General features: G+C 68.3%; 11 protein-coding genes. 10 read left to right on the top strand and 1 reads right to left on the bottom strand.

The window, feature by feature from the left end:
* The first annotated feature begins 6 nt into the window (after positions 1 to 6).
* From AC3DE3_RS14725 to tuf, 9 genes are all read left to right on the top strand, one after another.
* On the top strand, positions 7 to 2,064 hold the full coding sequence (locus AC3DE3_RS14725; protein WP_488370463.1) for an ATP-binding protein: 2,058 nt from the start codon (positions 7 to 9) through the stop codon (positions 2,062 to 2,064).
* 5 nt (positions 2,065 to 2,069) lie between these two features.
* On the top strand, positions 2,070 to 3,251 hold the full coding sequence (locus tag AC3DE3_RS14720; RefSeq protein ID WP_260488455.1) for an acyl-CoA dehydrogenase family protein: 1,182 nt from the start codon (positions 2,070 to 2,072) through the stop codon (positions 3,249 to 3,251).
* Positions 3,252 to 3,261: 10 nt separating this feature from the next.
* On the top strand, positions 3,262 to 4,050 hold the full coding sequence (locus AC3DE3_RS14715) for an enoyl-CoA hydratase family protein (protein ID WP_488370462.1): 789 nt from the start codon (positions 3,262 to 3,264) through the stop codon (positions 4,048 to 4,050).
* Between the two features lie 65 nt (positions 4,051 to 4,115).
* The gene (locus tag AC3DE3_RS14710) at positions 4,116 to 5,249 is read left to right on the top strand and encodes an NDMA-dependent alcohol dehydrogenase (protein WP_260488453.1); all 1,134 of its coding nucleotides are present in this window, start codon (positions 4,116 to 4,118) and stop codon (positions 5,247 to 5,249) included.
* Between the two features lie 11 nt (positions 5,250 to 5,260).
* Positions 5,261 to 5,911, top strand: a complete 651-nt coding sequence (locus AC3DE3_RS14705; RefSeq protein ID WP_488370461.1) for a TetR family transcriptional regulator — start codon at positions 5,261 to 5,263, stop codon at positions 5,909 to 5,911.
* 200 nt (positions 5,912 to 6,111) lie between these two features.
* Complete coding sequence (gene rpsL, locus AC3DE3_RS14700) at positions 6,112 to 6,483, top strand: 30S ribosomal protein S12 (RefSeq protein WP_010541164.1); 372 nt, start codon at positions 6,112 to 6,114, stop codon at positions 6,481 to 6,483.
* Positions 6,483 to 6,953 carry a 30S ribosomal protein S7 gene (rpsG, locus tag AC3DE3_RS14695; protein WP_067716696.1) on the top strand — a complete coding sequence of 157 codons (471 nt, stop codon included), beginning with the start codon at positions 6,483 to 6,485 and terminating at the stop codon, positions 6,951 to 6,953. Before rpsL ends, rpsG begins: the two co-directional genes overlap by 1 nt.
* A 195-nt stretch (positions 6,954 to 7,148) precedes the next feature.
* Entirely contained in the window at positions 7,149 to 9,260 is a 2,112-nt protein-coding gene (fusA, locus tag AC3DE3_RS14690; protein ID WP_260488451.1) for an elongation factor G, read from the top strand.
* A 175-nt stretch (positions 9,261 to 9,435) separates the two neighbouring features.
* Positions 9,436 to 10,626 (top strand): elongation factor Tu, encoded by a 1,191-nt coding sequence (tuf, locus tag AC3DE3_RS14685; RefSeq protein WP_260488450.1) that lies wholly within the window; start codon positions 9,436 to 9,438, stop codon positions 10,624 to 10,626.
* A 123-nt stretch (positions 10,627 to 10,749) separates the two neighbouring features.
* On the opposite strand, the gene AC3DE3_RS14680 is transcribed toward tuf, so the two are convergent.
* A complete protein-coding gene (locus AC3DE3_RS14680; protein WP_260488449.1) occupies positions 10,750 to 11,019 on the bottom strand; it encodes a phosphoheptose isomerase family protein in 270 nt (89 codons plus the stop codon).
* Between the two features lie 555 nt (positions 11,020 to 11,574).
* On the opposite strand from AC3DE3_RS14680, the gene rpsJ reads away from it, so the two are divergent.
* Positions 11,575 to 11,880 carry a 30S ribosomal protein S10 gene (rpsJ, locus tag AC3DE3_RS14675; protein ID WP_003938093.1) on the top strand — a complete coding sequence of 102 codons (306 nt, stop codon included), beginning with the start codon at positions 11,575 to 11,577 and terminating at the stop codon, positions 11,878 to 11,880.
* The last annotated feature ends 22 nt before the right edge of the window (positions 11,881 to 11,902 follow it).

Here is an 11,902-nt window from a genome sequence, read left to right as displayed (position 1 = left end):
GAAACCATGCAGAATTCATCAACCCCGTCTCCAATTACTTCAGTTCTGGTGGCCAACCGCGGCGAGATCGCCCGACGCGTCCACCACACCGCCCGCGCACTCGGCATGACCACGGTCGCCGTGTTCTCGGACGCCGATGCCGAGGCACCCCACACCCGCGAGGCCGACGCGGCCGTCCGCCTCCCCGGCAACACCCCGGCCGAGACCTACCTACGTGGTGACCTGGTCATCGCCGCGGCCAAGGCGGCCGGCGCCGACGCGATCCACCCCGGTTACGGGTTCCTGTCCGAGAACGCCGGGTTCGCCCGCGACGTGATCGACGCGGGCCTGACCTGGGTCGGCCCGCCGGTCGCCGCCATCGAGGCCATGGGCTCCAAGATCGAGGCCAAGAAGATGATGGGCGAGGCCGGCGTGCCGATGCTCACCGACCTCGAGCCCGCCGACGTCACCGAGGACATGCTCCCGGTGCTGGTCAAGGCGTCCGCCGGTGGCGGCGGTCGCGGCATGCGGATCGTCCGCACCCTCGACTCGCTGCACGACGAGATCGCGAACGCTCAGCGCGAGGCCAAGTCCGCCTTCGGCGACGACGCCGTGTTCTGCGAGCGCTTCCTCGAGCGGGGCCGCCACATCGAGGTCCAGATCATGGCCGACTCCCACGGCACCGTCTGGGCTGTGGGGGAGCGCGAGTGCTCCATCCAGCGCCGCCACCAGAAGGTCATCGAGGAGGCACCCAGCCCCCTCGTCGAGCGGACCCCGGGGATGCGGGAGAAGCTGTACAAAGCGGCCCGCGACGCCGCCGCCGCGATCGGGTACACCGGGGCCGGAACGGTCGAGTTCCTGGCGACCGACGACGGCGAGTTCTTCTTCCTCGAGATGAACACCCGTCTCCAGGTGGAGCACCCGGTCACCGAGGCCACCACCGGCCTCGACCTGGTCGCCCTGCAGCTCGACGTGGCCGCCGGACTGCCCCTGCCGTCCGCCGAACCGCCGGCCGCCCACGGTTGGTCGCTGGAGGCCCGCCTCTACGCCGAGGACCCGGCCAACGACTACACCCCGGGATCGGGCACACTCTGGGCGCTCGACGTCCCCGGGGTCTCCTCGACCTTCGAGGGACCCCACCGCCCGGGCATCCGCTTGGACAGTGGAGTCGAACCGGGTCCCGACGGTGCGCTCATCGGCGTGCACTACGACCCGATGCTCGCCAAGGTCATCTCCTACGGTCGAACCCGCGCGGAGGCGTGCGCCTCCCTCGCCGGTGCCCTGGCCCGGGCGCAGGTCCACGGACTGACCACCAATCGGGCCCAGCTCGTCCGCGTGCTGCGGCACCCGGAGTTCATCGCCGGGAACCTGTCCACCGCGTTCCTCGACGACCACGGTGCCGGGTCGCTCGCCGCGCCGCTCGCGGACGACGAGACCGTGCAGATCTCGGCGCTGGCCGCGGCAGTGGTCTCCGGCACCGCCGACCACCTCGCCGGACCGGTGGCACTGGCCCAGGCCGGGTTCCGCAACGTCGGACGCACCCTGCAGAAGCGGACGTTCCGTCACGGGGAGGACGAGCTCGAGGTGGCCTACATCCGCGAGCGCTCCGGTGCCCGCCCCGACGGCGACCTGGCCGACGTCGTCACCGTCGAGGAGGTGGCCCCCGACTCCGCCGTCTTCGAGGTCAGGGGAGTGCGCCGCGTCTTCACCGTGGCCCGCTACGAGACCCCGGGCGCGGACACCGTCGTCGAGGTCGACTCGCCGCTCGGCCCCGTCTCGCTCATCGAGCCGCCGCGCTACACCGACCCCGCCGCCGAGGTCGCCGCGGGATCGCTGCTCGCGCCCATGCCGGGTGCGGTCATCCGCGTCGCGGTCTCCGTCGGTGACACCGTCACCGCCGGACAGCCGCTGCTGTGGATGGAGGCCATGAAGATGGAACACACCATCTCGGCCGCCGTCGACGGCATCGTCACCGAGCTCCCCGTGGAGGTCGGCACACAGGTCGAGTCGGGGACGATCCTCGCCGTCGTCTCCGATTCCGACACCGACACCGACAGCACCGACACCACCAGCGTCCAGGAGTGACCACGATGACCGACATCTCACAGATCCCCAACCCCGTCATCGACACGGAGGAGCAGACGCAGCTCCGCCAGGTGGCCTTCGAGCTGGGCTCGCGCTACGGCATCGAGTACATGCGGGAGAAGTCCGACGCCGGGGAGACCACCGACGAGCTGTGGACCGAGGCCGGCAAGCTCGGCCTGCTCGGCGTGAACCTGCCCGAGGAGTACGGCGGCGGTGGAGCCGGGATGACCGAGCTCGCCATCGTGGAGGAGGAGCTCTCCGCCGCGGGCGCCGGACTGCTCATGATGGTCGTCTCGCCGGCCATCAACGGCACCATCATCTCGCGCTTCGGCACCGAGGAGCAGAAGAAGCGGTGGCTGCCGGGCATCGCCTCCGGTGAGACCATCACCTCCTTCGCGATCACCGAGCCCGACGCCGGATCCAACTCGCACGCCATCACCACCACGGCCCGCCGCGACGGCTCCGACTTCCTGCTCAGTGGGCAGAAGACGTACATCTCCGGTGTCGACCAGGCCGACGCGATCCTCGTCGTCGCCCGCCTCGAGGGAGCCACCAGCGGCAAGCTCCAGCCGGCACTGTTCATGGTGCCGACCGATGCCCCGGGACTGGAGAAAACCCACATCCCCACCGAGGTGCGGACCCCCGAGCGGCAGTTCCAGCTGTACTTCGACGACGTCCGGCTACCCTCCGAGGCGCTCATCGGCGACGGTGACACGGCGCTGCTCATGCTCTTCGCCGGCCTCAACCCGGAGCGCATCATGGCCTCGGGCATGGCCGTGGGCACCGCCCGCTTCGCCATGGACCGGGCCACCAAGTACGCCAACGAGCGCACCGTGTGGAAGACCCCCATCGGCGCGCACCAGGGCGTGTCGCACCCGCTGGCGCAGTGCAAGATCGAGCTCGAGCTGGCGCGACTGATGATGCGCAAGGCCGCGGCCCTGGTGGACGCCGGCCGTGACGACCTCGCCGGCGAGGCCGCCAACATGGCGAAGTACGCCTCCGGTGAGGTCTCGGCCCGCACCGTGGACCAGGCCATCCAAACCCTCGGTGGCAACGGGCTGTCGGTCGAGTACGGACTGGCCGGCATGCTCGCCGCGTCGCGTCTGCCCCGCATCGCCCCGGTCAGCCGGGAGATGATCCTCAACTACGTGGCCCAGCACTCGCTCGGGCTGCCGAAGAGCTACTGAGGTGGCTGACGTGACCGACCAGACCCTGGTGCACTACGAGGTCCGCGGAGGTGCCGCGCGCCTCACCCTGGACTCGCAGCACAACCGCAACGCCATCTCGACCGCCCTGGTCGAGCAGCTCCACCGGGCCCTCGACCGGGCCGCCGGGGACAACGCCGCCCGCGTCGTCGTCCTCGGACACGCCGGGGGCACGTTCTGTGCCGGGGCCGACCTGTCCGAGGCGAGCGCCGGCTCCGCCAGTCCCGAGGAGCAGGCCGCCGAGCGCACCCGCATCTTCCTGGGACTGCTCCGCGCCATCATCGCGCACCCCAAGCCGGTGATCGCGGCCGTCGACGGCCACGTGCGCGCGGGTGGGATGGGGCTGGTCTCGGCGTGCGACTTCGCGATCGCCGGACCGGCATCGTCCTTCGCGCTGACCGAGGTCCGCCTCGGTCTCGCGGCGGCGATGATCTCGGTTCCGCTGGCGGCACGGGTGAACGCTCGGGACCTCGCCCGGGCTCTGCTGACGGGGGAGAAGTTCGACTCCACGCACGCGCAGCGGATCGGACTGCTCTCCGAGGCGGTCGACGACGTCGAGGCCGCCGTCGACGAGCTGGTCGCCGCGTTCCGCCCCTGCTCACCGCAGGGACTCAGGGAGAACAAGGCGCTGCTGGCAGGGCCGTTGTTGTCCGAGTTGGACGCCCGCGGGGAGGACCTGGCGGGCGTCACCGCCCGACTGTTCACCACCCCCGAGGTCGCCGAGGGGATGACCGCGTTCCTGGAACGCAGACAGCCCTCCTGGGCGACCGTCCCGGAGTAGCGTGTGATGTGGCACTGGTCACGTGACCAGTGCCACATCACCCCTTTCGCACGAGGAGTACACGCATGCGCACCAAGGCCGCCATCATCAGGGAGCCCAAGCAGGACGGCTGGGAGGTCGTCGAGGTCGATCTGGGCGATCCCCGGGTCGGTGAGGTCCAGGTCAAGCTGGCCGCGTCGGGCCTCTGCCACTCGGACGAGCACCTGCTCACGGGCGACCTGCAGTTCGAGACCTACCCCATCATCGGCGGGCACGAGGGTGCCGGCGTCGTCACCAAGGTCGGCGAGGGCGTCACCGGGATCGAGGAGGGTGACCACGTCGTCCTGGCCTTCATCCCCGCCTGCGGTACCTGCCCGCCCTGCGCGGAAGGGCTCCAGAACCTGTGTGACAACGGCGCCGGCCTGCTCACCGGCCGGGCGATCAGCGACGACACCTACCGTGTCCACACCGCGGAGGGGGAGCCGGTCGCCTCGATGTGCGTCCTCGGGACGTTCTCGCCGTACGTGACCGTCCACCAGTCCTCGGTCGTCAAGATCGAGAAGGACATCCCGCTCGACAAGGCCGCACTGCTGGGCTGTGGCGTCGCCACGGGCTGGGGATCGGCCACCGAGATCGGTGGGGCCAAGGAGGGCGACATCGTCGTCGTCGTGGGCGTCGGCGGCATCGGAATCAACTCGGTCCAGGGTGCGGCAGCCGCGGGGGCGCGGGCGATCGTCGCCGTCGACCCCGTCGAGTTCAAGCGCGAGAAGGCCATGGAGTTCGGGGCGACCCACACGTGTAGCTCCATGGACGAGGCGATGGCACTGGTCGGCGAGATCAGCTGGGGACGGATGGCCGATCTGGTCATCCTCACCATGGGCACCGTCAACGGCAACGACCTTCTTCCCGGCCTCACCCTGACCGGCAAGGGCCGACGCTGCGTGGTCGTGGGCCTCGGCGACATGATGGCCGTCGACGCCCAAATCTCGATCCTCGACCTGGCGATGCAGCAGAAGACCCTCCAGGGGGCCATCTTCGGAGGCACCGGCCCGCGCAAGCAGATCCCGCACCTGCTGCACCAGTACCGCGCCGGGAACCTCAAGCTCGACGAGCTCGTCACCAAGACGTACCGCCTGGAGGAGATCAACCAGGGGTACCAGGACATGCGCGACGGCAACAACATCCGCGGAGTGATCATCTACGACGAGCAGGACTGGTAACAGGAGGACACATGACGGCATCCGAGCAGCGCGCCCCCAAGCAGGACAGAAGCCGTATCACACGGGAACGCCTGCTCGGTGCCTCGATCGACCTCCTCGCCACGCAGGGCTGGGCGGCGACCACCGTGGGTGCGGTGGCCGCCGCCGCCGGCGTCTCACGGGGCGCCGCCCAACACCACTTCCCGACGCGCGAGGACCTCATCACCGCCGCGCTGGGGCACATGATCGAGCAGCGACTCGAGGACGTCCGCAGCGTCGGCCTGGATCTGCCGGACCCCGGGCCCGAGCGGACGGTCGCCGTGGTCCGGCTCATCGTCGAGCACTACACGTCGGATCTGTTCAAGGCCGCGCTCCACGTCTGGACCGCGGCGGCCTCCGACCCTGCGCTCCGTGACCGCGTGCTCCCGCTGGAGACCCACATGTCCCGGGAGGTCCTGGCCATCGCGGCCGCCGCGCTCGGGCGCGACCCCCGTGACATGCCGGTCCGTCGTGCCCTCCAGACCACTCTGGACCTCGCCCGGGGTCTGGGGCTCGCGGACGTGTTGTCCGACGACTCCGCACGGCGCGACAAGATCGTGAGATTCTGGGCCCACACGCTCGATTCGGTCCTCGATGGGCCCGTCGAGACGTCCGCGGAAAACTCCGCGAACGGTCCATTTTGACCGCTGCAACCCTCGGCGGTTAGGCTTGACCATCGTGCTCGCAGTATGCGAGCTGGAGGATCGTGCCCGGTAGGCCAGCGAGAGCGGCTGATGTGGTCGGCTGTGCGCGGCGACAGGCGCGCGAGAGTCCGGATACGAGCAACGTCCCAGTGACCGGTGGTCGCCCCCAGTGGAGGCCGCCAGCTAGAGAAAGTCGGTTCATGCCAACCATCAACCAGCTGGTCCGCAAGGGCCGCCAGGACAAGAAGTCGGCGACGTCGACGGCTGCCCTCAAGGGCTCGCCGCAGCGTCGCGGGGTGTGCACCCGCGTGTACACCACGACCCCCAAGAAGCCGAACTCCGCACTCCGTAAGGTCGCCCGTGTGCGCCTGACCACGGGTATCGAGGTCTCGGCCTACATCCCCGGCGAGGGTCACAACCTCCAGGAGCACTCCATGGTGCTCGTGCGTGGCGGTCGTGTGAAGGACCTCCCGGGTGTGCGGTACAAGATCATCCGCGGCTCGCTCGACACCCAGGGTGTGAAGGACCGCAAGCAGGCCCGCTCCCGCTACGGCGCCAAGAAGGAGAAGTAATGCCTCGTAAGGGTCCCGCCCCGAAGCGCCAGCTGATCAACGATCCGGTCTACGGGTCGCCGCTGGTCACCCAGCTCGTGAACAAGATCCTCCTCGACGGCAAGAAGACGACCGCCGAGCGCATCGTCTACTCGGCGCTGGAGATCTGCCGCGAGAAGACCGGTACCGATCCGGTCATCACCCTCAAGAAGGCACTTGACAACGTCAAGCCGGCCCTCGAGGTCCGCTCCCGTCGTGTCGGCGGCGCCACCTACCAGGTGCCCGTCGAGGTCCGCCCCGGTCGTTCGACGACCCTGGCGATGCGCTGGCTGGTGACGTTCTCCCGGCAGCGTCGTGAGAACACGATGGTCGAGCGTCTGGCCAACGAGATCCTGGACGCCTCCAACGGTCTGGGTGCCGCGGTCAAGCGCCGCGAGGACACCCACAAGATGGCCGAGGCGAACCGGGCGTTCGCGCACTACCGCTGGTGACGCGTCGGGACCCGGGCCGGGGCGTGGGTATCCGCGTCCCCCCGGCCAGGGTCCCGTGGTCACCCACCGGGTGGCATCATTGAACAAGGCTGTTACCGCTCGCTCCGCGCGCAGGTACCGGCAGCATTACCGACCCGGTTCGGACGGTCGACAGCGACCGCACGGGCCACCGACGACTCACAATCGGGAGAATCCGTGGCACAGGACGTGCTGACCGACCTCAACAAGGTCCGCAACATCGGCATCATGGCGCACATCGACGCCGGTAAGACCACCGTCACCGAGCGCATCCTGTTCTACACGGGTGTCAACCGCAAGGCGGGCGAGACGCACGACGGTGCGTCGACCACCGACTGGATGGAGCAGGAGAAGGAGCGCGGCATCACGATCACGTCCGCCGCGGTCACCTGTTTCTGGTCCAACAACCAGATCAACATCATCGACACCCCGGGCCACGTCGACTTCACGGTCGAGGTGGAGCGGTCGCTGCGCGTGCTCGACGGCGCCGTCGCGGTCTTCGACGGCAAGGAGGGCGTCGAGCCCCAGTCCGAGCAGGTCTGGCGGCAGGCCGAGAAGTACGACGTACCCCGCATCTGCTTCGTCAACAAGATGGACAAGATGGGCGCGGACTTCTTCTACACGGTCCAGACCATCGTCGACCGTCTCGGCGCCAAGCCGCTGGTCCTGCAGCTGCCGATCGGTGCCGAGGACGACTTCGACGGCGTCGTCGACCTCGTGGAGATGAAGGCTCTCGTCTGGCCCGGCAAGACCGAGATCGGCACCGAGGCGCAGATCCAGGAGATCCCGGCCGACCTGCAGGAGAAGGCCGAGGAGTACCGCGAGAGGCTTCTCGAGACGGTCGCCGAGAGCGATGAGGCGCTCATGGAAAAGTACTTCGGCGGCGAGGAGCTGACGAAGGAAGAGATCCAGGGCGCGATCCGGAAGATGACCGTCAACGCCGAGATCTACCCGGTGCTGTGTGGTTCGGCGTACAAGAACAAGGGCATCCAGCCCCTGCTCGACGCCGTCATCGCCTACCTCCCCAACCCGCTGGACGTCGGCGAGGTCCACGGCCACAAGGTCGGGGACGAGGAGACGGAGATCCTCCGTAAGCCGTCCAAGGACGAGCCGTTCGCGGCGCTCGCGTTCAAGATCGCGGTGCACCCGTTCTTCGGCGAGCTGACCTTCGTGCGCGTCTACTCGGGCCGGATCGACCCAAGCACCCAGGTGCAGAACGCGACCAAGGGCAAGAAGGAGCGCGTCGGCAAGCTCTTCCAGATGCACGCCAACAAGGAGATGCCCGTGGATGAGGCCGTCGCCGGCCACATCTACGCGTTCATCGGGCTCAAGGACACCACCACGGGTGACACCCTGTGCGACCTGAACAACCAGGTCATCCTCGAGTCGATGACGTTCCCGGACCCGGTCATCGACGTCTCGATCGAGCCCAAGACCAAGGCCGACCAGGAGAAGCTCGGCACGGCCATCCAGAAGCTGGCCCGTGAGGATCCGACGTTCTCGGTGCGCCTGGACGAGGAGACCGGCCAGACCGTCATCGGCGGCATGGGCGAGCTCCACCTGGACGTGCTCGTGGACCGCATGAAGCGCGAGTTCAAGGTCGAGGCCAACGTCGGCAAGCCGCAGGTCGCGTACCGCGAGACCATCAAGGGCTCGATCGACAAGTTCGACTACACCCACAAGAAGCAGACCGGTGGTTCCGGTCAGTTCGCGAAGGTGCAGATCGCGCTCGCGCCGCTGGACCAGGAGGCCGTCGAGTCCGGCGAGACCTACGAGTTCAGCGACAAGGTCACCGGTGGCCGCGTTCCCAAGGAGTACATCCCCTCCGTGGACGCCGGCATCAAGGACGCCATGCAGTACGGCATCCTCGCCGGCTACCCGATGGTCAACGTCAAGGCGACGCTGGTCGACGGTGCGTACCACGAGGTCGACTCGTCCGAGATGGCGTTCAAGGTCGCGGGCTCCATGGCCTTCAAGGAGGCCGCCCGTAAGTGCCAGCCCGTGATCCTGGAGCCGCTGATGGCCGTGGAGGTCGTCACGCCCGAGGACTACATGGGTGACGTCATCGGCGACATCAACTCCCGCCGCGGCCAGATCCAGGCGATGGAGGAGCGCTCCGGCGCCCGCGTCGTGAAGGCCAATGTGCCTCTTTCCGAGATGTTCGGCTACGTCGGCGACCTCCGGTCGAAGACGCAGGGCCGGGCCAACTACTCGATGGTCTTCTCCCACTACGCCGAGGTTCCGGCGGGCGTGGCCAAGGAGATCATCGCCAAGGCGACCGGCGAGTAACCGGTGCTGGTCCCGCCCCGCCGTCAGGCGGGGTGGGGCCGATGCCGGCGGCGCACGGTCGAACCTCCGGGTGGCCGCCGGTTCGTGCTCAACACGGCACGATGAGTAAGATCAGATCCCACACAAAGCAGTGCCCACCTACCGGTGGGGACAGACCAGTCCAGGAGGACACCAAGTGGCGAAGGCGAAGTTCGAGCGGACCAAACCGCACGTAAACATCGGCACCATCGGTCACGTCGACCACGGCAAGACCACCACCACCGCGGCCATCACCAAGGTCCTGGCGGACACCTACCCCGACCTCAACGACGCCTTCGCGTTCGACGAGATCGACAAGGCGCCGGAGGAGAAGGCTCGTGGTATCACGATCAACATCTCCCACGTCGAGTACCAGACCGAGAAGCGCCACTACGCGCACGTCGACGCCCCCGGTCACGCCGACTACATCAAGAACATGATCACCGGTGCCGCCCAGATGGACGGCGCGATCCTCGTCGTGGCGGCCACCGACGGCCCCATGCCGCAGACGCGTGAGCACGTGCTGCTCGCCCGCCAGGTGGGTGTGCCCTACATCCTCGTCGCCCTGAACAAGTGCGACATGGTCGACGACGAGGAGATCCTCGAGCTCGTCGAGATGGAGGTCCGCGAGCTGCTGGCCTCGCAGGAGTTCGATGAGGACGCCCCGGTCGTCCACATCTCGGCGCTCAAGGCGCTCGAGGGTGACGAGAAGTGGGTCCAGGCGATCCGCGACCTCATGCAGGCCTGCGACGACTCCGTCCCGGACCCCGAGCGTGAGACCGACAAGCCGTTCCTCATGCCCGTCGAAGACGTCTTCACGATCACCGGTCGCGGCACCGTCGTCACGGGTCGTATCGAGCGTGGCCAGATCAACGTGAACGAGGATGTCGAGCTCATCGGCATCAAGGAGAAGGCCACCAAGACCACCATCACGGGCATCGAGATGTTCCGTAAGCTGCTCGACTACGGCGAGGCCGGCGACAACGTCGGTCTGCTCGTCCGTGGCCTCAAGCGCGAGGACGTCGAGCGTGGCCAGGTCGTCATCAAGCCGGGCGCCTACACCCCCCACACCACGTTCGAGGGTCAGGCGTACATCCTGTCCAAGGACGAGGGCGGCCGCCACACGCCGTTCTTCAACAACTACCGTCCGCAGTTCTACTTCCGCACCACGGACGTGACCGGCGTCGTGACCCTCCCCGAGGGCACCGAGATGGTCATGCCGGGCGACAACACCGAGATGAGCGTCGAGCTCATCCAGCCGGTCGCCATGGACGAGGGCCTGCGGTTCGCGATCCGCGAGGGCGGCCGCACCGTCGGCGCCGGTCAGGTCACCAAGATCATCAAGTGATCCACTGATCGACTGGTCCGGGTGTCGTCCCGGTCCGAGCCATGAAGGGCGCCCCACCGAGAGGTGGGGCGCCCTTCTTGCGTATCGGGCCGGTTCATGGCCCGTGGGGGAGCGGTCGCCGGTCTACCTCCGGCGACCGAGGAAGCTCATCGCGACCGACAGCCCCACCGCGGCCACCCCAGCGAGCGCGGCGGCGACGGCGGCGACCTGTTCGGCGCTCGCCCCGTGCTCTCCCGGCCCGGCTCCGATCACCCCGTGTCGACGGTCCACCTCCTCGAGAGCGCGTAGGAGTTCCTCGGGGTCGCCGCCGGCATCCGGGTGGTGCCGGAGCACTGCCTGGCGTCTGTCCCGCTTGTAGGCGGCGGGGTCCCGCGGCTCACGTCTGCTGTTCACGATGTGTTCTCCTCCGGCGGTATGGGCGGTGATCCTCCCGACGCTACCCAAGCAGGCGGGTGGCGTGCCGGGGTCGGAGCCCGGGAACCGCGGTGGCGCGATCCGGGGGATTTTGCCCTTGAGGCCGATGTACTGCATACTGGTCGAGTTGCCCGGACAAGGCGGCGATCTCGTGTGGGCCTGATGGCCCCCGGGGATGGCCGGGTTGGTCGGGCGAGCACGACCGGGGCGGGTGAGCAATCACCCGCCGGAAAAGTGGGAGGGCGACACGCCCGACCGCGTGGACGCGTCGTGACACGTCAACAGCGGCAGCGGATCGGTCCGCCGTCATCCTCGCCTCGGGCGATCGATGCGGCACCCCGTCCTCTGGAGGTCTCGTAGTCGTGTCACGCCCGTGGGCGCGCGGCGGGGGCCTCCACGATGGAGCACCGATGCACGGGACCGGGTGATCGACGGTCAGACGGTGTCACATATGACAAGCGAACACACAGTGTCCCCGCATGACGAGGGCGCTCACGACAGCCGCCCTCACGGGCGGGAAGAGAAGAGGACGAAGTGGCGGGACAAAAGATCCGCATCCGGCTCAAGGCCTACGACCACGAAGCTATCGACGCCTCGGCCCGCAAGATCGTCGAGACGGTTACCCGGACGGGTGCTCGTGTCGTCGGTCCCGTGCCGCTGCCCACCGAGAAGAACGTGTACTGCGTCATCCGCTCGCCGCACAAGTACAAGGATTCGCGTGAGCACTTCGAGATGCGTACCCACAAGCGGTTGATCGACATCCTCGACCCCACGCCGAAGACCGTGGACGCGCTCATGCGCATCGACCTGCCTGCCAGCGTCGACGTCAACATCCAGTGACCTCCGACCGCGTAGCGGTCAG

The sequence above is a fragment of the Dietzia sp. IBK-p2-16D genome, from assembly GCF_057773085.1.
Note: the sequence above shows the minus strand (reverse complement) of the source record. Positions and strands in the feature narration are given on the sequence as shown.